Below are 23,469 nucleotides of genomic sequence, written 5' to 3' on the forward strand. Positions count from 1 at the left end.
TATCACATGCTATTCAATTGGCCAACTCAAATTCAACTGACCATTTTTATCAAGGAATCAGATCTCGATGACACAAATTCTTGAAAAGTCAGAATAGATACGCATTTTTGCCGAGTTGATTTTTTAACAACAAATACGAGAAAAAAGTCCCGATGGATTATTTATACCTTAAAGCACTGCACATCATTTTTATTGTGACATGGTTTGCCGGTCTATTCTACATTGTGCGGCTTTTCATCTACCACACGGAAGCTTATCAAAAAGAAGATCCGGAAAAATCCATTTTGGTTAAGCAATTCGCGTTGATGTCCAAAAGACTTTGGTTGGGTATCACCTGGCCTTCAGCCATACTCACATTGATCTTTGGAGGATCTTTGCTGTGGTCACAACCTTCATGGCTTCAAATGCCATTTATGCACATCAAGCTGACCTTTGTGTTTCTACTTTATTTGTATCACTTCTCGTGTCAGCATATTTATAAGCAATTGCAAAATGGTGTAGTAAAATATAGTTCAAGCCAACTCAGGATATGGAATGAAGTAGCCACAATCATTCTTGTGGCAGTTGTATTTCTCATCGTAGTTAAATCCAATATTGACTGGGTTTGGGGTGTTGTGGGCATGGCTTTATTTGCTTTGCTGCTAATGCTCGCCATCAAGATTTATAAAAAAATCAGAACGAAAAAAGAATAGTAATGTACCAAAGCCATTTACTAAAGGGTATCATGTTAATCACCACAATAATGATGATTAGCTGTAGCCTGAACAAAAAAAAGAATTTTGAACTTCCTGTACTTGGGAGGCCGGAAATAATTGAAAAAGAGGTAAACGGTAAAATTGTCAAGGACACTGTTGAGCATACCATTTCTGATTTTTCTTTCGTTGATCAAAATGGGGACACCATCACCAATGAAACGTTTCAGAACCAGGTATACATTGCTGACTTCTTTTTTACCAGTTGCCCAACCATCTGCCCAATCATGAAGCGTGAAATGTTGCGCGTTTACGAGGCCTATGAAAACAATCCGGAGGTAGCCATATTATCTCATACTATTGATCCAAAACATGACAGCGTGGCTGTATTGAAGGCGTTTGCTGAGCAACTGGGAGTAAAGGCCGAGAAGTGGCACTTCGTTACCGGCAATCAAGACAGTATATACACTATTGGAGAAACGAGTTACATGGTAGTGGCCAATGATGATCCCAACGCTCCGGGAGGATATATCCATAGTGGAGCTTTTCTATTAGTTGATAAGAAACGCAGGATCAGGGGCGTGTACGACGGAACGGTACCCGAACAGGTGGATCTCCTAATTGCTGATATCAAAAAACTGACTAAAAAGAACGATGAAAATATTTAATAAGACTTTACTCCTTTCCCTGATCATCCTATTAGCGGCATGCGGAGGAAAAGGCAATAAGGAAACAACTTCAAACGATGATGGACTCAACGACCGAAATGAAATCCGTCTAAAGCAATACCAGGTAAAAGGCGCACAACTTTATGCCACTTATTGCGTCAATTGCCACCAGCAAAATGGTGAAGGACTGGCAAATCTTTTCCCTCCTCTGGCTGGTTCTGATTATTTGCTTGAAGACCTTCCTCGTGCAGCTTGTGTTATCAAAAACGGAGCAACAGATCCTATCGTCGTGAATGGCAGGGAGTATACCCAGATAATGCCTGCCAATGATCTCACACCACTGGAGATAGCCGAAATACTCACATTCATCACCAATGCATGGGATAATGGCAAGGGTCTATCCGGAGTAAAGGATGTTGAAAAGTGGTTGACCGAGTGCTCAAATTAATTGAGCGCTTCCTGACCTTTAGCGAGAGAGTTATTCATCATCTCTGACACCTTTTCAATACCTTTTTTCTTTTTGGTCAGGTATTCTTCCACTTCCTCTTCGGTGCCCTCAAAGTTGGGATCGAAGTTTCGCATCCAGTCCATCATGGCTTCATTGGCCAGTTCAATGTTATTAGCAAGCATTTCAAGGCTTTGCTTTGCGGAATCCGTTTCTGCACTTGCCGCCTTCGCCATGAGAGCCTTCTTGGCTTTATTCAAATCCCCCATTTTAGGCATCACCTCATCATGAAGATCCATGACCTGATCGAAAAGTGGTTTTTCTGCTTTTTCACCTGTGCTCGAGCAAGCACCGAGTGCAATTGAAAGGATAGCAATAGCTATAATATTTTTCATTTTATTACTGGATTAATTTGGCGTCCTTCAGGATATACATCAGCTCATCCATGTTCTTGTCATTGAGAGTAAGCACCCCTTTAACCGTAACTTTCTTAGCTGTGTATTTCACTGTTTCGTCCAAATATACTTCCGCTACAGATTCGGGACCTGCTCCTCCACAGAAAAAACATGATGCAATAGGCAAGGAAGAGATGATTAGATGATCCGGCTTGAACATCCCCTCGAATGGAATAATGTATCCCGACAAGGAAATTTCTTTTCCCGCCAAGGCTTTTATTGCATTGCTGAATTTTGGAATATAAATCTCACCATAATCATCCTGTGATTTTTCATACTCCAGCTCTTCCAGGGTTTTCCAATGATTAGTTTCGACGGATTGTGCAGTTCCGATCAGTGTTATTAGAATGGAAAGTATCGTTAAGGTGTATTTCATGCCTTTGAAAGTGTTTTAGAGATATCAGTTTTATACGCCAGACCGGCCGGAATGATTGCCGCAAGCATGCCAATAATCAATCCTCCGGTAAGCACCCAGACTTCGTCATTAACAAAAAAGCTCCATGACAGATTCAGTTTTTCCAAATAGAATGCCAAAATTCCTATGGCAGCATGAGCCAGCACTAAACCTGATATACATCCAAGTATGGCAATCAGAAGCCCTTCCATCAAAACATGCACAAAAATCTGTCTTCTGGTAGCGCCCATCGATCTCATAATGGCGATATCATATTTTCGATCTTTCAGAGAATGTAACAAAGCGATGAATACACTGATAGCCGAAATGACCACAATGAGAATACCAATAATATTGACCACATCCACCCCTACACCTATGATATTGAAAAGTCGTGCGGTCTCATAGGCCGGAGAAGCAGCCTGAAAGTTACCAACCTCATTCACCATCCGAGGCAGCATTACCGCGGCCATCGGTGACCGATACTTTATCAGAATTGACGTGATCTCTTCTTCCTCTAATTGTTCCTGGCTTACCGCAATACCCAACTTTGGCAAATCAATTATTTCACCCTCATGTTCGCCGGGCTCCTCTTCATGTTCATGCACATTCCATATCGATGGGATGCTGACCAAAATAAGGTCATCCAGGATGGTACTTGAAGGGGCGAGTATACCCGCTACGATGATTGATTGCTCTTCATGCTCTTCACCCTCCTCTGACATGCCATGCTGGCTTTGGAATTGCGAACCCAAATTGAGACCAAGCAGGTTTGCAACATTAGCTCCAACAACAGCCTTCATATCTTCCTCAAACCACTGACCTGACTGGATCTCTGCTCCATACAGATCGCCATAGGCTTTCGTCGTTCCGACAATTCGATAGCCACGGTAGCTGTCCCCTAGCGACATTGGGATAGCCGATTCAATGTATCGATTCCGACTCAGGTTGTTTGCTTCCTTCAATGAGATATTCCCTGTCGGGAAATCCACATGGAAAATATTACAAAGTATCAATTGAAGCGGACTCCCTTTCGCCCCAACTACCAGATCTATTCCCTGAGCATTTTTGCTGATTTCATTTTTCAATTGAGCGGAGACCAGGAGAATCAATACAACGATTGTCACCCCAAAACTCATCAGCAACCAACTAAGCAAGGTGCTTAATGGCCTGGATAAGATACTCTTCAAGCTGAGCAAAGGAATATTCATAATTCTAGCTTGTTTGAAAAGTGATTTTTAACCCGTTGATCATGAGTAGCAATGACCAGTGTTGCACCATGTTGATCTGATTGCCTTTTAAGCAACTCAACCACCTTCATGCAGCTCTCATCATCCAGACTGGCAGTTGGTTCATCTCCAAATACAAATTTGGGATGATTGATCAGAGCTCTTGCAATGGCAACGCGCTGAGCCTGTCCCTGACTAAGCTGATGTACTTTTCTATGTGCCAATTCAATTAACCCTAAAGAATCCAGCATCTCTTCGATGTGCCTGTTGTGCTCTGGTTTCTTCCCCAAAAAAGTAGATAGTTTGATGTTTTCCTTAACTGTCAGGGCAGCAATCAAATGGGGTTTCTGAAATATCAAACCAACATGTGCTCCACGAAACTTATCCATACGACTGGGTGACAGTTGATTGATTTCCTGAGTATCAAAAATAACACTTCCATTAGTAGGCTTTAGCAACCCACTCATCAGATGAAGGAGTGTTGTCTTCCCTGATCCGGAAGCACCCAATATCAGGGAGTGTTCACCATCCGCTACCTGCCAGTCGGGATAGCTGATCACAACATTATCGCTGAAGCAATGACTTAACCCGGCAATCTGAATCATGGAATAAGTATTTTATCCAAAACCCTCTTAATCTGATACTCGTGATGCTTTAGGTGCGCATTAAAGAAAACGAGCATCGACTTAATATCCGTTCGACCCACGATCGGATGCTTAAAAATCGCCTTTGATAGAAATCTGTCCGGATAATTATTTAAAAACTCAGCCAGAGCCTTTCTGGTGTTGTACCAATCAATGCAAACATCCTGATAATTCAGTTTGTCCTCAGGCTTTGGAAGCACAGTGGGAGCTTTATATTTTAATCCTGAAATCAAATACCAGTTCACTAATCTCATTTTGAAACGATCAAAAGAACTGCTATCAGGCATCAACACTCCGGCCGAAATTTTCTTCTTGATATACTGAAGACTCATTTCTTCCGACAAACTGACATGACGCAATACCTGCACCACAGACCAACTCCCCTCCTCTACCTGTACCGTGAGGTAATCATCATCAATCTTATCCAAACGTGCCAGCAGCCGGGATTTTCTCTTATCAATCTTATCAAACTCTCTTTGGAGGGTGGAATTCATGATTAGCGAATATAAAAGGATTGCAACCTAATGATTAAAAATTTATGATAAGTATCGCCTTTTTCTTACAAATGGTTTTTCCTTTATTATCTAAAGTTATCCCTATAAGCACTGCAAGTTTAATACCTGATAGATAAGTATTTATGAGAAACAGTTTTTGGATTCAGAATGAAAAAAACTATCTTCGATACAAGTATGACAGAGGTCATACCCCTATAAACCACCCTATGTCAGTGCTCGTTTACGAAACAAGCGGGTCATACTTAAGCATGACCATGACAATTTTATCCAAAATTGCAATATTTTTGAGTTGGATCAATCCAGTTACCAAATTAGTCAGGCAGTAAGGTATGCACATATTTGACATCATCGCTTTATTCATATTTTTTGCGGGACTGTTTATTTTCATAAACACGTTTTTCTTAAAGCTCCCGTCGTCTATTGGTCTCATGATTCTGGCAATTACTTTGTCGGTGATCTTGCTAATCGTTGGAAAAATATTCCCGAGTCTTTCAATTGGTGCTGCCGAACTTGAAGAGTACGACTATCCGGAGGTACTTTATCAGGTCGTTTTGAGCTTTATGCTCTTTTCCGGTGCACTACAGATTGATTTTAAGAAATTATCAAAAGAACGCACACCGGTTCTCGTCCTTGCTACAACAGGAGTACTCATCTCCACGGCGGTCATAGGAACATTAGTGCATTATATGCTGGACTTTCTGGGTATCGAACTGGATATCCTTTACTGTTTTGTATTCGGTGCTCTTATCTCCCCAACTGACCCTATTGCAGTAACAAAGACTATCAAGAAATTTAAACTAGCCAAAGAGCTTGAAATCAAAATTGCCGGCGAATCCCTGTTTAACGATGGGGTTGCGGTGGTATTGGCCTTAACACTTTTAGATTTGGCTCATGCCCAGGAAGATCATGCCCTGAGTGTATTTGAAACAGGGTATATTGTATGTGCAGATATTGGGGGTGGTATCTTCATCGGACTATTCCTCGGCTATATTGGCTACAGGTTATTGAAATATGTAGATAATGAGCAAGTTCAGGTTGAAATTCTTATCACACTGGCTGTGGTAATGGCTGGTTCATTCCTGGCAGATTTCATACACGTTTCATCCAAACAAGCCGCAGTAGTAATGGGGCTGGTAATTGGAAATGAAGGACGAGGTGAACACGTTACCAGTGCGGCCGGAGACTACGTTTTTAAATTCTGGAACCTGATTGAAGAGTCCCTGGCTGCGATGCTTTTTGTATTGATCGGCCTGGAAATGCTGGTGATTCCATGGAGGCTTGACTATTTCGCTGCGGGATTCTTTGCGGTGAATATTGTATTGCTTGGACGGTGGTTAAGTGTTTTCATTCCAATAAAATTAATGTCCTTTCAAAGGACCTTTCAACCCAATACGGTCTCGGTGCTAACTTGGGGGGCTTTGAGAGGTGGTTTACCGATAGCCCTGTCGCTATCATTGATTGATTTTCATGGGAAAGATATCATCGTGACGATGACTTACATCGTGGTGGTATGTTCAGTGCTGTACCAAGGGTTAACCGTACCGCAATTGATGACCGCGCGCTTCAAATCAAACAAGGAGTTCTGATCTAACCTTAAAACCAAACTTGAAACTCTGCGTTGATCCAAATCGTTTAGATTTGCGACCATGAAAATTTGGCACAGCTTTATCGTTATTTTCATTTTTCTTACGGGGATAGCCTCTTCATGCAGAGACTCCGAATCGACTGGCGACAGCTCAGGTGATTCTCCAAGAATTATCAGAAACACGAAAATCGTTTCTCCTAAAGCGGGAACCTTTCTGACTATAGGTGACTCTATACATTTCGAGCTAAGCTCCAGACAAACAGCAATCGACTCTGTGCTTATCGAATACGAAGGTGAGGAACAAACATTCAACACAACCGCTTTTGAATGGAGAGCCGCCAAACAAAGAACCGGCGCACAAAAGATCAGGGTTCAGGCTTTCTTTGGTGGAGAAAGTGAAACTCATTATCCAAAAGTTGTTTTCCTTTCTGATGTAGCACCCAAAAAGTATACTTATTCTATTCTAAACACCTACCCTCATAGCAAAACTGCTTTCACACAAGGACTTTTCTTTATGGAAGACACGCTTATAGAAAGTACCGGACAAAGAGGAGAATCTTACATCGCCAAACTGAACCAGAAAACCGGAGAAATTTATCAAAAGTATGACATGCCATCGGATTACTTTGGAGAAGGAACATGTTTCTGGAATGGACAGATTATTCAGCTGACCTATACCTCTCAGCAAGGCTTCGTTTATGATCGACAGATTAAGCCAATTGGTACCTTTAATTACTCGTATGAAGGATGGGGAATTACGGCCTACAATGATCTGCTTTATATCACTGATGGCTCTCACGTCATTCATTTGATCGATCCCCGGGATTTCTCGGAAGTGGGAAAAATTGAAGTCTACAATAATGAAGATAAAGTCGATGAGCTAAATGAGCTTGAAGTCATCAACGGACTGATCTACGCCAATATCTGGAGATCAGACTATGTGGTGGTCATTGAGCCCGAAACAGGTCGGGTAATGAAAGAAATTGATCTATCAGGATTGTTGACACCTTCAGAATACCAAAGTGCAGATGTCTTGAATGGAATCGCATTTAACCCGAATTCAAAAGAGTTGTTAGTGACCGGAAAACTCTGGCCTAAACTCTTTGAGATCGAACTTATAGAGCAATAACCCCAAATCTATGACACTACAGGAAGCAACCCAAAAAGTTACCGAGCTCGCGGAAAGGAACCAGGCTAAGTTGCAGTCGAAATTGAAATTCCAGTTTCCGGAGGGTGTTATTTTTTTAGATGACACTGCCTCCCCAACGACCGTGAACAATGACGATCTGCAAACACCCTGTACGATCATCATGGACCTCAATAATTTTGAAAAACTGCTGGAGGGTGAGCTTAATCCAATGATGGCTTTTATGATGGGAAAAATGAAAATCGATGGAGATAAGGCCGTTGCCATGAAACTGGCCTCCATACTCTGATCTTACCTTAACAAATACATCTTCCCAAACCCATTCTTAAATGCACGATCAGCAGAGGTAGTGCGGTGCTTGAGCTTTTCTCCTGACTGCTGAACAAATACTTTATAGAGATAAACTCCATTAGCCAAAAGGTCACCAAACTCATCCCGACCATCCCATGCATACTGAGTCATGTTATTCCCAATTCTCAGGGGGCCAATTTCATCCTGTGTAATTTCTCGTACGACCCGCCCTGAAATGGTCATGATCTGGATCTTTATCTGATCCGGAATCTCGCTGCCTGTAAGCGTAAAGACAAACCTTGTACTTGTTGAAAAGGGATTGGGATAAGGGTAAAAATGGGTCACCGTCGACTCATTGATCACTTCAAAGGAAATTTCATAAGGTTGTGTTCCAGATTCATTACCAGAGGCATCTTCACCCTGGATACGCAGGTGATAAATACCGTCCTCAAGCGGGCCGGGCAAGTACTCAATCTCAAAATCATTGTTCTCAGATGCCGGTGTGTAGCTGATCTTTGAATCGGACAAATTCACTCGTTCATAATCACACGAGGCACAAGGTGCCTTCAGCCAAATATCCATCCCCACCGTGTCCTCTTTAATAAGGAATTGATTGTCATCCTTGAATTGAATTAAGATGCGAGGTGCAGGAGAGACAATATCTCCATCCAGGATATATATTCCATCGAAGGTGACATCCAGAACCGGATTGGTCATGTCCTCTTTCACATTTAGGACCCTAGTCAGGTTGATTGTATTATTGACATCATATTGCTCTGCCTCATTCGCACGAACACTAACCGAAAGGTTATTGTCTCCCGGGTAATTCAGGGTTGAAAAGGACACTGCCATTAAAGCTGTATCCCCGGCTGCAGGACCCGCTATCAACTGATCAGATGTTGCCATATCTCCTCCCGAAATATTGATCAATCGTGCATTCAATAAAAGTGAATCTTCAAAGTTCTGATCCGAAATATTAACAAACTTGAAACCTCGTTCAAACTGCCCTCCCTCGGGAATCTCAATACTGCTCTTATCCTCGGGTATCAAAATCCCCTCAGGCACCTGCACATAGTCAATCGCCCAATGTGAGAGCTGTGGTGGAAGCTGATTGTCATTATCAAAAACCTCAAAGCTCAAGTTCAGGTTAGGATATACATCTGCATTAATACCGCTCAAATCAACTGACTGATTCTTATCTGCATAAATTAACTCGTCCTGTTGCCCCGAATTCTGAATCCCTCTTACACGGAAAAAAATATCATCCGTGCCAAGATCCTGGACCTTGTATCCGAACGTTCTCCATGATTTGGCCGGACCAACATTCAGGCTTATCACTCCGGAAGTATACACACCGGTAATATTGTCATCCAGCTCCAGCACCTGTTCCTTTATGGGTGATCCACTTTCATTATCCACAATCATCACGGCCTCACCTTCCGCCAGCCCCTTTTTGCCCACAAAGATCACTGGCTGACCATCCACTAAGGCATTAATCGTATCAACACTAATTCCAACAGAAGCCAGAGAGGTCTTAAGTTGAGTATCCCAATCAGAGTATTTCACTGAGTCAAGGGAAAAGATCACCACCCAATCATCCACCTCCATATTGGAGATCATCAGATCAACATAATCCGCTGCAACCTCAGAGGACTGGAAATTGCAAATCAAACGGGGTTCCAGACCACAGGATAAAGCACTGTAGTTACCACCAAGCAAATCCTGAGGGGGCCTTGGGTTGGCAGTCTCACGATCAAATACCACGGCGTTAATTGTATTTGTTGCACACTTAGGAAACGAGGGACTATCGGTACTAAAAATATCGATACCATTGACCCTTACCTGAAAATCATTGTAACCATATCCCAGTTCATTATTCGGACCGTGGGTGCTTATAAAAACAGCTTGAGTGGTCTCCTGAAACTCCCAACGCCTGGCAGACTCGTCGTACGTTAGGCCAGTAACGCTGTTTTGCCTAACCTGATCGTCTTGAAATTGCCCCCACCCTGATGCCTGGTCAGCAACGTAGGTGAATGAGGTCAATACCCATGAGGTATCTTCATCCTGCTTTTTCTCAGCGAAGCGAGTTCTCCAGTAAACAGTTGTTGAATCCGGCAAGCCCATAATGTTGTGAGTTAAGCGGAGAAGTGAACTCCCTGAAAGTTCCGTTGAAAACTGATATGGACTATCAAAATTGATAGTAGTGTCTAACTCGAAGCTATAGCTGCGTTCATCTTCCAAAATATTTGCAGGCTGCCATATAAACTCCACAGTTGATTGATCTGTCACACCGTGCTCCTGAGGAAAAAGGTTGATCGTATTCCCTTTGGGGAGGTACAATTCAAAAGCTGCATTGTTGTTGATTTCGTTCAGCTCCGGGGTCGCGTTATCAGGGTCAAGGGTAATAATGAAAAAATTGGTCCCGTCATTTCTGTTTGCTCCGTCATTAATAATTTCGAAGGACACCGTGTCCTGATACAACGGCCGTTCAAATTGTTTTGTGTAGCTAACAATAGAGCCATCCGCTAACGTACGATCCACTTTTATGGTCAGAGAATCATCCACCGTACGACCATAGTTTCTAATGGCAATGTCCAATGAAAAAGATGGAGAGGTAGATAATATACGTTGAGCATTGATTGGTGATGCGGTGATATCCTGATCCGTAGTTTCATAGTCAGGAGCAGCCGCATCAAACATTTTTACTGCAGGGTCTCCTTCCAGCAACATTCCATAAACCTGTGATTTAACAGTTTCAGAAGTACCATATGCATTAAAGAACTCATTTTGTGTCAATAGCATGATTTCTCCAAGAGAAGATCCGAAGGTTTCATCACTTCCAAAACCATATTCATAAATCAAATTGGTATACCTCCTCAGGTTAGTTGATAAAGCAAAATCCGAATGAGCTATCACTCCAATGGCACCTAAATCCTGGGCATAAAGCCAATTTTCACCAAAGGTCAGCGCATTCCCGAAAATAGCCCCTCCATTACATCCATTCTGAATGATCACCGGGTTCTTGCCAGTATTGGCATACCCATTGGAAGCATTCGCCAAGCCAATCTCAATATCGGTAGCCTGACTACTGGAATGACCAAAAAAGGTAATCAGCCCAACTCCGTCATTTACTATATCTACCACATTGATGAACTCAACGTCACTTGCGGTTTCCTTTGATTTATTAAATGATTTTCCACCCAGATAATCAGACTCAGCTATGTCGATAAAGTCATTCACGGCATTCCTGAATATCGTCAACTCTCCCGTATTCGTCCCTCCGCTCAAGTGAATCATGTTTTTACGCCAAAGCTCCGTATAACCTAACGATTCCATCGTTTTCACCTTTTCAAGGTAATTTTTGACTTGTTCACTGGTTCTGGCATTGAGCCTTCCTGTGGGAATCTCCGGAACGGTACTCCCATTCATCCCAGACAGTCCAACCGCAAACAAGGCATCAGACCCGGGAACTCCGTAAGTAGGTATATAATGAACAGATGCCGTGGAGGTGGGTCTATAAGGGTTGAAATTATGAGTGGTCCCTTTTCCAATCAAAAAGACATATTTTAAACTGGTAACACCAAGAGCATATCGAAGGTAATTTTTGATGGCCAGGGGACTCGGATCACCGTAATTGAACTGGTCAAAAAGGTCATTGATTTCGACTATGTAGACACTATAATCAGCGGATCGATAGTTAGCATAAGCCTGGATCTGATCCAGTCCATCTGAAGCGGGGGCACGTAGATCATTATGGGTAATGATCAGGTAATCTGCACCGGATGGATTGATGGGGTCAAGCATAGCCTCGGTTAGCGATGTCACCAGCGTTTCAGTTGTGACTGCCTGAATTTGTCTTGATTGAACAGGATTATCCGCAACAAAATAAAGTGTCCCCGACGAATATTGGGTTCCTCGAATCACCGGATTTATGGGATCCGTAACATCATAAATCGCTGCGCCACTTTCAGAGGTGGTCAATCCCACATATAAACTCCCCCCTGCGGACTCACGGAGTTGAAAAAGTTTGTTCTCTCCAGCACCCAGACTGAGGTTTTGAGGATATTTCAAGCGGATGTAGGAAATCGAAAGCTGGTCACTTGTGGAAGGATAGCCCAGGACCTTTAGGCTGACCACGATTTGATTAGAGGCTACTAACCCCCAATCAATAGACATTGAATGCAAAATGTATTCTTTCCCTGTGAATCCTGAAATCGTATCCTCAATAGAACCATTGATTGAGACTTCCATTCGGTGATCCAGATTGTTTCTACCGGCAAGCAACAACTCTAATTGGGGTAAAGCCCCCACTGAATTATTTTGATCGGTGAGATCAAACGTATAGGTAAAAACTCCCGTCTTACCTTTGGCCGCTCCTGTCCAGCCTTCGCCTAAAGCATATTGACCAGAGGAGAGGATATTTCCGGATCCGTATTTTTCCCCTGATTCATAATTCGCAAATTCAATCCTAAAGTCTTCCTCCCAATGATAAGATTCCTGCGTGGCGGGTGTGAGGTCACCATCAAAAGTCATTCGCTTACCCGTTCCAAAAAGTTTCCAGGTAAGAAAATAGGTAGCTGTCTCGGTAAAAAGGCTATAATATTGATGAGGTTGATTGGTGGGTACCTCATACAGTTCAGCGTCTCCAACCCCATCATTTTTCTTTGCATAGAAGTGGATTTTGGTAACAACATTACCTGATGACTCAACCCTGATTGCCAGCTCCTCTCCTCTTCTGAACATCTGGAACCGGTCCGGATTAATTGAATTGACCGGAATGCCCGCAGCGATCATTTGACTCTGGGTTATCGTGTATAGCCCATCTTCAGAAACAGGAATTTCAAAATAGCGCTGATTATAGTCGATCCAGTCATTAGCATATTGCGCCATAGATACAATGCAGGATAACATTAAAGCAACGGTCAGCTGAAGTCTATTTTTTAGCGTCATAAAAATCTACTTTAACTGAAAACACATGCGAATACATACCTGCCGCCTGATCACCTATATCTGTAAAGGAATAATCAATAGTCAACTCCTGAAGTTTCAAGCCTAGCCCAATACTCGGTTGAAAAGACCAGCTTTGACTGCCATCAAAGTCCTTGATCTGCTGAAATTGATTAACTCCCATTCTCAGAAAAACCATTTGCTTGAAGCCCCCTTCAACTCCGAAGGACGGATCCGCAGAAATCAGGTTCGTCCTGATCAGGGTATTTCTTTTACCATCAAAGGTATTATTGAGGTCAAGGGTCCCGAGCACACTGAAACGTTCTCCAATTTCCACCTGACGAGATACTCCAAGAATTAATCTTGGAAGTGTCACTTCCAACCCATTCACAGGAATCTCATTTCCCGTTTGAGTATAGATCTCATTTAGCGCTACGTCATTATAAGACCAGCTATTGAAAGTCCCAAAAAGGTCTCTACCCATCAAAGACAGTTTCCATCCTGAAATGTCCTTACAGGCTCCAACATCTATCCCGAAACCCCAGGAGCTGGCAAATTTCCCTACCACCCTTCGGATGATCTTTACGTTTCCTCCAATGTCCAAATCACCAACCAGGGGCAACTGAACTTTACGTGCATAACTTAGTAGCAAAGCATAATCGGACGCAGAAAAATACCTGATGTTATCGTAGTTAACACCTCCATTACCATCAATTAAGTATCTCGTGTCAGCTATATCATCCACTGAAAAACGTAATAAGGAAATGCCAAAAAAGCCTATTGAGTCTACCTGAGTAGCGAAAGCCAGAAAATCGTAGTTGGCAATACCAGCAAAATAGGCTGAATGCATCAGCATCAGTTGGTTGTCAGTCTTCAACTTATTCAATCCAGCCGGATTCCAATAGGGTGCGCTGGCATCATCCACATAGGAAGTTGCACTAAGCCCTAACCCAAAAGCCCTGGCTCCTGCACCTAAACTCAGAAATTCATTGCTGTATTTAGGTGCGGTACGGGTTTGTCCAAAGAGCATAGAACTGGCGAAGCAAACTATATATATGACGGTAAAATATCGCATTCGACGTCTACGTATGACACAAAACTACTCCTTCAATACAATTAATCTCATCTTTTTAGATCAACTGATTAATCTCATCGGTGAGTATTCAAAAATATAACTTTTTACATTTTAATTATGAATATAAAAAGAATATTAGCCCTAATACACATTTTTTCACCCAGTACTTGGCCTTACATAGTACCTTTTCGTATACACTATCGAACAATCATCACCGAATGTCTTAAGTACGGATAAAGATCTGCTTATGGATTTCGGGAACAGCAACGACAATGAACATAGAAAATACACAGGTACAAATGAGAAAAGGGTTGCTGGAGTTTTGCATACTCAGCATCATTTCCAGAGGGGAGGTATACGCATCAGACATGCTGGACGAACTTACCTCTGCCCGTATTATGGTGGTGGAAGGAACTTTGTACCCACTACTGACCCGGCTTAGAAAGTCCGGGCTGGTCGATTATAAATGGGTAGAGTCTAATTCCGGACCACCTCGAAAGTATTATACGTTAACAGAAAACGGAGAAACCTTTCTTTCCGCTCTGGACGAAACCTGGCGCGACCTCGTGTCATCAACCGATAAAATTATTTCCGCTAAAAACGCATCTGACTGAATCCCATGAAAAAGACAATTAGCATCAATATAGGAGGCATTATCTTCCACATTGAAGAAGACGGATACGATAAACTAAAGCAATATCTGGACTCCATCAATCGCTACTTCTCAACCTTTGAGGAAAGTTCAGAGATCATGTCAGATATTGAAGGACGTATCGCTGAACTGTTTTTAATGAAACTCAACGATGGCAGACAGACGCTGAACGTTGAAGACATTAATGAACTCATTGCGACAATGGGTACAACTACCGACTTCGAAGCTAGTATCGAAGAGGACGCTCCGGAATCCGAACAAGAAAAGCAGGAAGAAAAGACAAAGACTGATGAAGCCCCTAAGGAAGAAGCTCAGGAAGCTGAACCCAAGCGGCTATTTAGAGATACCAACAGAGGCTTAATAGGTGGAGTAGCTGCGGGCATTGCGCACTATTTTGGAGTTGACCCGCTGTGGGTCAGACTGTTATTTCTTGCACTGTTAATTAATATTTTCTTTTACGGACTTAGCACCGCCATTTTTGTGGCGTACATTATCCTTTGGTTCGTGATGCCTCCGTCCGATGATCTTCAGGAAAACACCAAGATCAAAAAATTATATAGAAACAATGATGATCGCGTTCTTGGAGGAGTTGCTGCCGGTATTGCCGCCTACTTCGGAGTCGATGTAGTAGTCATCAGATTGTTATTTGTTTTGACCTTGTTCCTGGGCGGATCCGGAGCTTTGCTTTATATCGTGCTATGGATCATTACTCCAATAGCTAAAACGGTCACGGAAAAAATGCAGATGAGTGGACAACCCGTGACACTCCAAAACATCGAAGACAGTTTAAAAAAAAGCTTTAAGATGACTGAAGGTGAGGAAAAGCCCCTCACCAAGGTGCTGCTCTTCCCTTTTAGGTTACTCGCCGCCCTTATACAGGGAATAGGCCGAATACTGGGGCCACTACTCAAATTCGTAGTCGACGTGGTTCGCGTATTATTCGGAGCCATTCTTGTCTTCGCTGGATTTATCATGACCGCTGCCTTGATTGGTATGATATCAGCACTATATGGGTCATCGGGGAATTTTATGGTTGAAGACTTCCTGATTCCTTTCGAACTTATTCAGCAATCGATCAATGGATATATGCTTGTGGGAGTATTTTTTATCACTATTATTCCTGCGTTATTCCTGGCTATATTGGGTCTGGTAGTCATTTCCAAAAAATGGTTGATCAATTCAGCTGTCGGGTGGTCCTTATTTACCATTTGGGTGGTCGGAATTATCCTGGGAGCCGTCACCATTCCATCCTTTGTTTCAGAGTTCCATCAAACGGCTGATATCCAAAGAGAAGAGAAATTTGCGCTTACTGATGCTACTCCTGTGTTAAAACTTAATAATCTGGGCGGCATAGACTGGGATGGAGTGGACCTTATGCTCAGGGGACAAAGTGATAGCGTTTACACGGCACTGATCGAAACGGAAAGCCGAGGTCAGTCAAGAACACAGGCACAAGCCAATGCAGCCATGGTTGACTATGCGATCAGAAAGGATGGAGAGGATATTTACTTCAATTCTAACTACACATTTAACGACAGTGCCAAATTTCGTTTTCAGCATGTAAATGTGACTTTTTTCATCCCATATGGAAAGGTTTTTAGGATGGACGAAGACTTGTCAGATATCCTATTCAATACCATTCACCAAAGTGGATACCGGGTTTATGACATCCCGGGCAATGACTGGGTATTTAAACAGGGTGAAGGTCTGGTTTGTCTCACCTGTACAATCAGATCTGATGATGATGACGACATCAGCTACTATGGCCCCACAGACGACCTGGATGTCACCCCCAGACCCTCCTATGATGGGGTTCACCACATTGACTACCCATTTGAAAAATTTGACCAACTCGTTATAGGATCTGTTTTCGATCTTGAGATCTCCCGTGCTGATGAATTCAAAGTTGTCCTGTACGGTGACGAAGAACTATTGGAAGATGTTTACCTGAATCAGGTAGGTGACCGGTTGGAAGTCAATTTCAAACGAGACGAATGGAAATGGTGGAAAAAGCAGCAAAAGGAGCGTATTAAACTTCAGGTAAAGATGCCTCACCTGACTGACCTTGAAATTCAGGGAGCCTGCGATGGCGATGTGATTGGATTCGATGAAGAACAGATGAATATTACTATTGAAGGAGTTTCTGACCTTTATGTGAATGTAAACGTCACTGATCTGGATATTGATCTTGAGGGCATCGCTTCTATTGATTTAGTGGGTAAGGGCTTAAGCCTCGATGCTAACGTTGAAGGGGCCTCCAACCTGAACAGCCTGAATTATTTGGTAGATCACATTGACATTGAAGCAGAGGGGGCTTCCAAAGCCACTGTATTTGGCTCGAAATCAATTGAAGCGAGAGCCGATGGAGCCAGTACCATTCGATACAAAGGAAACTCCAATATCAATATAGAAGAAGATGGTAATGGATCAGTAAAACGCTATTAGAAAATACTGTTCACCTCGTGATGAAAGCCTGCTAATTGCAGGTTTTTTTTATGGAGCAGTTTTATGAGAATGTTAATGATATTTCTGCCATTTAACCAATTACTTACCAACCAGTTAATAAATCGTTAAGCTCTTCAATTGGGTTTGAATGCCTCCCGTAACCCGGTAATTTCATGCACATAATTCTGTTAGATCATGCAATTACTCACCGCGCTACTGGCACTAACCCACACATTCATCTCCCCTTCCGAAGCTGACGAAACTACCACCACAGGCTACTCCAAAGGCCTGGTTATACTGGAGCAGGATACACTTAAAGGCATAATTCAAATCAAAATGGATCAAGACCACCTCGTATTGAAAAATGGATCAAGGTACCGGGTGGTTACTGCACGCGAAATCACCAAAGCGGTCACTCCGGAAGGAACGTACGTTGGATTGGACGCCGGGGAAAACCCTCGACTATTTGAAATGTTATGTGCGCAAAACGGAATGATGATCGTATACCGGGAAAATTTTAAGTACTTCCCTACCGATATCGAAACAACACCTCCATTTTTTATCTTCGAAAAAGGAAAACTGGAGCCAATCTTCAAAAACAAAGACATCTTGAAGGTCTTTGGGGATGATGACAAATGGATGGCTTATCACATAAAAACAAAAAACCTTGACCTGAACTCAAAAGAGGACATGATCAAGGCCTTTGAATATTATGAATCAGAAAAAATCTTTTAAACCGTACCGGCCAGAGACTTATTCTTTATGGAAGCAATCTTATTAATGGCATCAATATATGCTTTGATTGAAGCAATTACGACGTCCTGGTGCACTCCAAATCCAATATACATTTGCTCCTGGTACTTCACCCTTACGTGAACTTTTCCAGCATCGCTTCTGTCTCCTATTGATTGCACCAAAAACTCATCAATGTTCACTTTCTCACCAATGATTTTGTCAACAGCATTATAAGAAGCCTCCACAGAACCTTCACCAGTCGCAGTGGCTGTCATCTCTTCACTTCCCACCTTCATGGTGATCGTTGAAGTTACCTGTCCATTGCTTTCATACGACAGCTGAACATTTTCAAAACTGAAGCCACCTTCAGGAAGTTTTCCATCTACCAATACAATCAAGTCATCGTCTGAGATGTCCTTTTTCTCATCGGCTAGCTTTAGAAACTCTTCGTAAACTTGCTCTACCCTTTCGTTTGATAGATCGTAGTTCAGTCGCTCCAAATGATATTTCAAGGCGGCCTTACCACTTCTGGCAGTCAGAATGATGGAGTTTTGAGGAACCCCAACATCTGCCGGATCCATGATTTCATAACTCTCTCTATGCTTGATCACTCCATCCTGGTGAATACCAGAACTATGAGCAAAGGCATTTCTACCAACAATCGCCTTATTAGGCTGCACTGGCATTCGCATCATTTTGCTCACCAAAAGGCTCAAGGCATATATTCTGTTACTCTGAATGTTCGTGTGTAGATCTACATCCTTATGGGTCTGAAGAATCATGGCAACTTCTTCTAGTGAAGTGTTACCTGCACGCTCTCCGATACCATTGATGGTCACCTCCACCTGGCGCGCTCCATTCAGCACCCCAGAAATAGTATTAGCTGTAGCCAATCCCAAATCGTTATGGCAATGACATGAGATAATTGCCTTATCGATGTCCTTTACATTATCCTTAAGGTATTTGATCTTAGCACCGTATTCCTCAGGAAGACAGTATCCGGTAGTGTCCGGGATATTCACAACCGTAGCTCCGGCAGCGATTACTGCCTCTACCATACGAGCCAAATATTCATTATCGGCTCTACCCGCATCCTCACAGTAAAACTCTACATCCTCAACATACTTCTTCGCATACTTCGTAGCCTTTATCGCACGTTCCAAAATACCCTCACGGTTACTTCTGAATTTGTATTTGATATGATAATCTGACGCCCCAATACCGGTGTGAATTCGCTTGTGTTTTGCAAATTTCAAAGCATCCGCAGCAAAATCTATGTCCTTTTCTACGGCTCTTGTCAGCGCACATATGGTAGGTTCACTTACCGCCTTAGAAATCTCTATTACCGAATTAAAATCCATCGGGCTGGAGATTGGAAAACCAGCTTCAATGATGTCAACTCCCAGTATCTCAAGCTCTTTCGCAATTTCGATTTTTTCCGGAGTAGACAACTGGCAACCTGGCACCTGCTCACCATCCCTAAGGGTGGTATCAAAAACATAAACTTTATCGCTCATATAATACTGTTTTTAACTTTTTATATAACCCAATTCAGACCCTACAACGTTCCTGTTAATCCCTTTTTTATGACGCAGCTATCCTGTCACACAAATCTTGAATTTGGGCTTCAACAAAAGTATGACTCTTTATAGCCCATTAGAAACCAAATTAGATTTTAATTACGATTTCTAATGCAAGTACCTATTCAATAAAGTTCGCAATATTTTAATATCATTACAAATGAATCGATTTAAGTACAATGTCTAAAGAACGGTCAGATCATTTATTCACCCTCATCAAATCACTGAAGAAGAGTGAGAAAAGATACTTTAAATTACGAAACAGTCCTGTAAGCGGATCTGACCATAAATACCTGAAACTCTTTGATGAAATGGACAACATGAAGGAGTTCAATGAGGAAAAGGTACTGAAAGAAAATGAGTGGATCAGGAAGGACCAATTCAGTAATCTGAAAGCCAATCTTTACAAGAAAATTCTCCAAAGCCTAAAAGAGTATACCACCAGCACAAACGAAGATATATCCATCAGGGAAAACATCGATTATATACAAATCCTTTTTGATAGAAGTTTGTACAGCCAAAGCATGCAGCTACTGCAGAAGGTCAAAAAGGCAGTTAAGAAAAGCGATAATCAGGAGCTGCACCTTGAAGTGCTAAAATGGGAGAAAAACCTCCTCCCTTATTCCCTGGGGAAAAATAATCAGGAACGAGTAAAGCAGATCGTTGATGAAAGCAACGAAGTAAACGAACGTATCTCGCGTATCAACCTGCTTACAAACCTGACCGTGGAGCTCAATGCCATCTACATCAAGTTGGGCTACCTTAGAAACAAAGAGGATTTCTTACATATCAACGAGATCTTCGTAGACAAGCTTCCAAAGTATGACGAAGCCGTCCTCTCCTTTTCGGAAAAGCTGATTTGGTATGACATTCATTTTAGCTACTACAACTTCATCCAGGATTTTGAGCAGGCACATGAATTTGCTTATAAATGGGTAAACTTATTTCCCGTGGTTCCTTCCTCCTCTCACAACTTCGAAAAGTACCTGAGAGGATTAAATCACCTCCTCAATATGCAGGAACGACTTTATCTAAGTTCGGATTTTGTCCAAACGCATAGACTGTTGAGGGAGTTAGCCAACCACAGGGTTGTTAAGATGAATGAAAACATCCAGATACGTCTGTTCAAATACTCCTACGCACATCAGTTCAATGGGTATATAATGACCGGAGAGTTCAAAAAGGCCGTGAAACTTCTAAGAAAAATCGAGAAACGATTGGAAGGTTTTATCGGCATGCTGGACAAGCACTCCGAGTTAGTGCTTTTCTATAAAATCGCCAGCCTCTACCTGGGAAATGATGATCACAGGGATGCGCTTAAATGGCTCAATCGTATCATCAACTCTGAAGATCAGGACATACGAGAGGATGTGCACTCCTTCGCAAGAATCCTGAACCTCATAGTCCATTATGAGCTAGGGAACAACGATGTGATTGAATATTACATTCGATCTACCTACCGTTTCCTTTTGAAAAAACACGACATGCACTTGTACCAGCAGTATATTCTGGATTTCATTCGGAGCCTAAGCAAAGACACCACAACAAGCCTTTTAGAGCGTTTCATTTGGCTAAGGAAGAAAATGGTTGAGCTCTCAGCGAGCAAATATGATAAGCGACCATTTGTATACTTTGACATTATTTCCTGGCTAGACAGTAAAATTGAAAACCGTCCGGTTGCTGAGGTGATCAAGCAAAAGGCACACAACCTCATTAAATAGGCTCATTTGGTTAAAAAGGCATTAGAATTTTAATCGTTTTTTCGCTAACTTATTAGTACCATTCAACGCCTATCATGACAATCAACGAAACCATTAAGGATCTTAATGAGGTCTTTGAAGGAACCCCATGGTTTGGTCAAAGCCTATCCTCTTACATCCAGGAGATAAAGGGTGATGAGCTCAATTTCTCAATTGATGGAGGAAATTCTATTGGCGAAATACTGAACCATATGATTCATTGGCGGCAATTTGTGATAGACAAAATCCAAAACCCTCATGGTGGCACTGAAACCTGGTCCATAGGGCAAACCAATGAAGCTGACTGGCCGAAAAAGAAATACCTACCATCCGATAAAGACCTACTGGTGGGTAAACTTCGGGAAACTCAAAAGATACTTATACAGACCCTGGAAGAAACACCGGATGATCTGCTAAAAGAAAAAGTTATCGGAAGGGACTATAACTTCGAGCATATGCTGAAGGGAATTATCCATCATGACATCTATCATCTCGGCCAACTCTACATGCTCATTTCTCATACAAAGCATTACTCAAAAGCTTAGAGAGTCTATCATTGCATATGATTTACCAGAAAGACCTGGAGCAAGCAGACAAAAACAGAAAGCCCAATCGTTCGCTTCTAAAAAAACTAAAGAAGCAAAAGCCTAAAGATCTGGATGATCAATTTCATGCCTTGCACGAAGAAGTGTTTCAGGAAATTGACTGCCTTGAATGTGCTAACTGCTGCAAAACCACTTCCCCTCTATTTCTGGAATCTGATATTGAGCGACTTTCGAAAGCGCTGAAAATGAAAGTTCCTGATTTTATTAATAGTTACCTCCAGCGGGACGAAGAGGGAGACTATATCCTACAACAGGCGCCTTGCCCCTTTCTGGGTGATGACAATAAATGCATCGTTTATGAAAGCAGACCTAAAGCGTGCCGAGAATATCCTCACACTGATCGTAAAAGAATGTTTCAGATCACAGACTTAACTTATAACAACACGCTGATCTGTCCCGCAGTCAGCAGGATAGTGACACAGCTTTACAATATTTACTGAATGAATGATTTTAGCTGATCTGCACTAAGCTTCTTTAAAAATGCCCGCTCAAACCTTCCTGAAACATAGGTTGAGCCAAGAACCAACAGAGCATTCTCATCATCAACTTTTATTGAAGAGAGTGTAAACGCATTTTGATAACCAATTCGCTCAATGCCCACCATCTGACCAGAGGCGTAATCATAGATATATAGCACGACTTGTCTGTTCTGAGTCTCAGCAGCTACAACTACATATTGATTGCCCCCGTTTTCCCAAAGGACAATATCCGCTTTGCTTCTTGATTTAAGTTCCGAAATGGTCCCTTGAGCCAAATCAATACTTGAATTGATCCCATTAGGATCCAGGGTAGCCGCAGGTGTGACAAAATTGTCATTGAACTGGAAGCCCACTAGCGAGAAGTTGCTACCTATTACCGGCATGGCTGCAGAAACTCCACCATCAGTTGCCTGGCCTTGCAACACGCCATCAGGCGCATCTCCAAAACTGCTGAACACCAAGGAAAGTGTATAGTTATAAAAGCCATTAAAGTACACCTGACCAGTACCCGCTAATTCCCCGCAGAAAAATGGGAGTCCTGATCTTTCATTATCTACGAAATGTGAAATAATTTGAGCTTCAACATCACTCCCTGCCCCGATGGTATAGCCAATACCCTGCAAGAAAGTTCCATCAGCGGAGACCCTTGAAATGACCGTCTGAAGTGCTTCCGGATTATAAGTAAGCACCAACAACTCATCCGCATCGTTAACCGAACCCGCCAATGGATAAGATGGTCCGGCCACAGCCGTCGCGATATTAAAGCCTGACAATGTAGGAGTCACTGATATCAATACAGTTGACAACGTGGGTTCATGCATGGCAAAGAAGAAATACCCGGTATCTACTTGCATGAAACCACCCACAGGAGCCACATATTCAACATCGGCAGTTTGCTCAGCCACGAAATCTCCCTTCTCATCCAATTGTATCACTTGGACACCGCTAAAATCAGATTCATCTAACTGGGTAGCTGCAAGAATCAGAAAGCCCTCTTCAGTCTTCACCATGTCAATAGGGTGATAAGCGACCTCAGCTGAACTGTGATCATATATTTTGGTAAATGAGTCAGTTGCATCAAAGCTTTCATCCCCACATGACCAGAAACCGTAAGCGGCAAGCAGAATTATATACGCTCTTCTCATGA

At 42.3% G+C, this 23,469-nt stretch carries 21 protein-coding genes; 12 read left to right on the forward strand and 9 right to left on the reverse strand.

Translation table 11 applies throughout. The features are described 5' to 3' along the window. Window positions 1-152: 152 nt before the first annotated feature. Genes NXR94_RS06380 through NXR94_RS06390 form a run of 3 tightly spaced genes read left to right on the forward strand, consistent with a single transcriptional unit; the run spans window position 153 to window position 1,808 of the window. Window positions 153-692 (forward strand): CopD family protein, encoded by a 540-nt coding sequence (locus tag NXR94_RS06380; RefSeq protein ID WP_258103764.1) that lies wholly within the window; start codon window positions 153-155, stop codon window positions 690-692. Between the two features lie 50 nt (window positions 693-742). Continuing rightward, window positions 743-1,360, forward strand: coding sequence for an SCO family protein (locus NXR94_RS06385; protein ID WP_258103765.1), 618 nt, complete (start codon window positions 743-745; stop codon window positions 1,358-1,360). Continuing rightward, window positions 1,347-1,808, forward strand: a complete 462-nt coding sequence (locus NXR94_RS06390) for a cytochrome c (RefSeq protein ID WP_258103766.1) — start codon at window positions 1,347-1,349, stop codon at window positions 1,806-1,808. Before NXR94_RS06385 ends, NXR94_RS06390 begins: the two co-directional genes overlap by 14 nt. Here NXR94_RS06390 and NXR94_RS06395 read toward each other — a convergent pair. Genes NXR94_RS06395 through NXR94_RS06415 form a run of 5 tightly spaced genes read right to left on the reverse strand, consistent with a single transcriptional unit; the run spans window position 1,805 to window position 5,021 of the window. Continuing rightward, window positions 1,805-2,200, reverse strand: a complete 396-nt coding sequence (locus tag NXR94_RS06395) for a hypothetical protein (protein ID WP_258103767.1) — start codon at window positions 2,198-2,200, stop codon at window positions 1,805-1,807. The two genes, NXR94_RS06390 and NXR94_RS06395, sit on opposite strands and share 4 nt — an antisense overlap. Before the next feature lie 4 nt (window positions 2,201-2,204). Beyond that, on the reverse strand, window positions 2,205-2,636 hold the full coding sequence (locus NXR94_RS06400; protein WP_258103768.1) for a hypothetical protein: 432 nt from the start codon (window positions 2,634-2,636) through the stop codon (window positions 2,205-2,207). Then, a complete protein-coding gene (locus tag NXR94_RS06405; RefSeq protein ID WP_258103769.1) occupies window positions 2,633-3,865 on the reverse strand; it encodes an ABC transporter permease in 1,233 nt (410 codons plus the stop codon). Before NXR94_RS06405 ends, NXR94_RS06400 begins: the two co-directional genes overlap by 4 nt. Then, the gene (locus NXR94_RS06410) at window positions 3,862-4,488 is read right to left on the reverse strand and encodes an ABC transporter ATP-binding protein (RefSeq protein ID WP_258103770.1); all 627 of its coding nucleotides are present in this window, start codon (window positions 4,486-4,488) and stop codon (window positions 3,862-3,864) included. The genes NXR94_RS06405 and NXR94_RS06410 overlap by 4 nt, the downstream gene beginning before the upstream one ends. Continuing rightward, window positions 4,485-5,021 (reverse strand): DinB family protein, encoded by a 537-nt coding sequence (locus NXR94_RS06415; RefSeq protein ID WP_258103771.1) that lies wholly within the window; start codon window positions 5,019-5,021, stop codon window positions 4,485-4,487. Before NXR94_RS06415 ends, NXR94_RS06410 begins: the two co-directional genes overlap by 4 nt. A 350-nt stretch (window positions 5,022-5,371) precedes the next feature. Between NXR94_RS06415 and NXR94_RS06420 the strand changes: the two genes are divergently transcribed. From NXR94_RS06420 to NXR94_RS06430, 3 genes are read left to right on the forward strand one after another with little or no spacing between them, the layout of a single operon-like run. After that, window positions 5,372-6,628 carry a sodium:proton antiporter gene (locus tag NXR94_RS06420; protein ID WP_258103772.1) on the forward strand — a complete coding sequence of 419 codons (1,257 nt, stop codon included), beginning with the start codon at window positions 5,372-5,374 and terminating at the stop codon, window positions 6,626-6,628. 60 nt (window positions 6,629-6,688) lie between these two features. Continuing rightward, the gene (locus NXR94_RS06425) at window positions 6,689-7,756 is read left to right on the forward strand and encodes a glutaminyl-peptide cyclotransferase (RefSeq protein ID WP_258103773.1); all 1,068 of its coding nucleotides are present in this window, start codon (window positions 6,689-6,691) and stop codon (window positions 7,754-7,756) included. Window positions 7,757-7,766: 10 nt separating this feature from the next. Continuing rightward, complete coding sequence (locus NXR94_RS06430; protein ID WP_258103774.1) at window positions 7,767-8,063, forward strand: SCP2 sterol-binding domain-containing protein; 297 nt, start codon at window positions 7,767-7,769, stop codon at window positions 8,061-8,063. Between the two features lie 2 nt (window positions 8,064-8,065). On the opposite strand, the gene NXR94_RS06435 is transcribed toward NXR94_RS06430, so the two are convergent. Then, window positions 8,066-13,015: a C25 family cysteine peptidase gene (locus tag NXR94_RS06435; RefSeq protein ID WP_258103775.1), complete on the reverse strand. Its 4,950-nt coding sequence runs from the start codon at window positions 13,013-13,015 to the stop codon at window positions 8,066-8,068. Continuing rightward, window positions 12,999-14,087, reverse strand: a complete 1,089-nt coding sequence (locus NXR94_RS06440; protein ID WP_258103776.1) for a UPF0164 family protein — start codon at window positions 14,085-14,087, stop codon at window positions 12,999-13,001. The genes NXR94_RS06435 and NXR94_RS06440 overlap by 17 nt, the downstream gene beginning before the upstream one ends. Before the next feature lie 272 nt (window positions 14,088-14,359). Here NXR94_RS06440 and NXR94_RS06445 point away from each other — a divergent pair, with 272 nt between their 5' ends. The 3 genes from NXR94_RS06445 to NXR94_RS06455 all read left to right on the forward strand — a co-directional run bounded on the left by NXR94_RS06445 (window position 14,360) and on the right by NXR94_RS06455 (window position 17,919). Further along, window positions 14,360-14,701 (forward strand): PadR family transcriptional regulator, encoded by a 342-nt coding sequence (locus tag NXR94_RS06445; RefSeq protein WP_258103777.1) that lies wholly within the window; start codon window positions 14,360-14,362, stop codon window positions 14,699-14,701. Between the two features lie 5 nt (window positions 14,702-14,706). Beyond that, complete coding sequence (locus tag NXR94_RS06450) at window positions 14,707-17,184, forward strand: PspC domain-containing protein (RefSeq protein ID WP_258103778.1); 2,478 nt, start codon at window positions 14,707-14,709, stop codon at window positions 17,182-17,184. 195 nt (window positions 17,185-17,379) lie between these two features. Further along, a complete protein-coding gene (locus tag NXR94_RS06455) occupies window positions 17,380-17,919 on the forward strand; it encodes a hypothetical protein (RefSeq protein WP_258103779.1) in 540 nt (179 codons plus the stop codon). Here the strand turns inward: NXR94_RS06455 and NXR94_RS06460 are convergent. Continuing rightward, window positions 17,916-19,436 (reverse strand): 2-isopropylmalate synthase, encoded by a 1,521-nt coding sequence (locus NXR94_RS06460; protein ID WP_258103780.1) that lies wholly within the window; start codon window positions 19,434-19,436, stop codon window positions 17,916-17,918. The two genes, NXR94_RS06455 and NXR94_RS06460, sit on opposite strands and share 4 nt — an antisense overlap. 242 nt (window positions 19,437-19,678) lie before the next feature. Here NXR94_RS06460 and NXR94_RS06465 point away from each other — a divergent pair, with 242 nt between their 5' ends. The 3 genes from NXR94_RS06465 to NXR94_RS06475 all read left to right on the forward strand — a co-directional run bounded on the left by NXR94_RS06465 (window position 19,679) and on the right by NXR94_RS06475 (window position 22,283). Next, window positions 19,679-21,220: a hypothetical protein gene (locus NXR94_RS06465; protein WP_258103781.1), complete on the forward strand. Its 1,542-nt coding sequence runs from the start codon at window positions 19,679-19,681 to the stop codon at window positions 21,218-21,220. A gap of 74 nt (window positions 21,221-21,294) precedes the next feature. Beyond that, window positions 21,295-21,783 carry a DinB family protein gene (locus NXR94_RS06470; RefSeq protein ID WP_258103782.1) on the forward strand — a complete coding sequence of 163 codons (489 nt, stop codon included), beginning with the start codon at window positions 21,295-21,297 and terminating at the stop codon, window positions 21,781-21,783. Window positions 21,784-21,800: 17 nt separating this feature from the next. Beyond that, window positions 21,801-22,283, forward strand: a complete 483-nt coding sequence (locus tag NXR94_RS06475) for a YkgJ family cysteine cluster protein (protein ID WP_258103783.1) — start codon at window positions 21,801-21,803, stop codon at window positions 22,281-22,283. Here the strand turns inward: NXR94_RS06475 and NXR94_RS06480 are convergent. Then, on the reverse strand, window positions 22,277-23,467 hold the full coding sequence (locus tag NXR94_RS06480; RefSeq protein WP_258103784.1) for a hypothetical protein: 1,191 nt from the start codon (window positions 23,465-23,467) through the stop codon (window positions 22,277-22,279). The two genes, NXR94_RS06475 and NXR94_RS06480, sit on opposite strands and share 7 nt — an antisense overlap. Window positions 23,468-23,469 lie beyond the last annotated feature (2 nt).

It is taken from the genome of Marinoscillum sp. MHG1-6 (genome assembly GCF_024714475.1).
Lineage (GTDB): Bacteria > Bacteroidota > Bacteroidia > Cytophagales > Cyclobacteriaceae > JAMZMI01.

Coding starts and splice junctions, on each gene's coding strand:
- NXR94_RS06440 (WP_258103776.1), bottom strand. CDS start 14,087: ATGCGATATTTTACCGTCATATATATAGTTTGCTTCGCCAGTTCTATG.
- NXR94_RS06390 (WP_258103766.1), top strand. CDS start 1,347: ATGAAAATATTTAATAAGACTTTACTCCTTTCCCTGATCATCCTATTA.
- NXR94_RS06430 (WP_258103774.1), top strand. CDS start 7,767: ATGACACTACAGGAAGCAACCCAAAAAGTTACCGAGCTCGCGGAAAGG.
- NXR94_RS06425 (WP_258103773.1), top strand. CDS start 6,689: ATGAAAATTTGGCACAGCTTTATCGTTATTTTCATTTTTCTTACGGGG.
- NXR94_RS06460 (WP_258103780.1), bottom strand. CDS start 19,436: ATGAGCGATAAAGTTTATGTTTTTGATACCACCCTTAGGGATGGTGAG.
- NXR94_RS06415 (WP_258103771.1), bottom strand. CDS start 5,021: ATGAATTCCACCCTCCAAAGAGAGTTTGATAAGATTGATAAGAGAAAA.
- NXR94_RS06400 (WP_258103768.1), bottom strand. CDS start 2,636: ATGAAATACACCTTAACGATACTTTCCATTCTAATAACACTGATCGGA.
- NXR94_RS06450 (WP_258103778.1), top strand. CDS start 14,707: ATGAAAAAGACAATTAGCATCAATATAGGAGGCATTATCTTCCACATT.
- NXR94_RS06475 (WP_258103783.1), top strand. CDS start 21,801: ATGATTTACCAGAAAGACCTGGAGCAAGCAGACAAAAACAGAAAGCCC.
- NXR94_RS06445 (WP_258103777.1), top strand. CDS start 14,360: ATGAACATAGAAAATACACAGGTACAAATGAGAAAAGGGTTGCTGGAG.
- NXR94_RS06465 (WP_258103781.1), top strand. CDS start 19,679: ATGTCTAAAGAACGGTCAGATCATTTATTCACCCTCATCAAATCACTG.
- NXR94_RS06420 (WP_258103772.1), top strand. CDS start 5,372: ATGCACATATTTGACATCATCGCTTTATTCATATTTTTTGCGGGACTG.
- NXR94_RS06395 (WP_258103767.1), bottom strand. CDS start 2,200: ATGAAAAATATTATAGCTATTGCTATCCTTTCAATTGCACTCGGTGCT.
- NXR94_RS06470 (WP_258103782.1), top strand. CDS start 21,295: ATGACAATCAACGAAACCATTAAGGATCTTAATGAGGTCTTTGAAGGA.
- NXR94_RS06480 (WP_258103784.1), bottom strand. CDS start 23,467: ATGAGAAGAGCGTATATAATTCTGCTTGCCGCTTACGGTTTCTGGTCA.
- NXR94_RS06435 (WP_258103775.1), bottom strand. CDS start 13,015: ATGACGCTAAAAAATAGACTTCAGCTGACCGTTGCTTTAATGTTATCC.
- NXR94_RS06410 (WP_258103770.1), bottom strand. CDS start 4,488: ATGATTCAGATTGCCGGGTTAAGTCATTGCTTCAGCGATAATGTTGTG.
- NXR94_RS06455 (WP_258103779.1), top strand. CDS start 17,380: ATGCAATTACTCACCGCGCTACTGGCACTAACCCACACATTCATCTCC.
- NXR94_RS06385 (WP_258103765.1), top strand. CDS start 743: ATGATGATTAGCTGTAGCCTGAACAAAAAAAAGAATTTTGAACTTCCT.
- NXR94_RS06380 (WP_258103764.1), top strand. CDS start 153: ATGGATTATTTATACCTTAAAGCACTGCACATCATTTTTATTGTGACA.
- NXR94_RS06405 (WP_258103769.1), bottom strand. CDS start 3,865: ATGAATATTCCTTTGCTCAGCTTGAAGAGTATCTTATCCAGGCCATTA.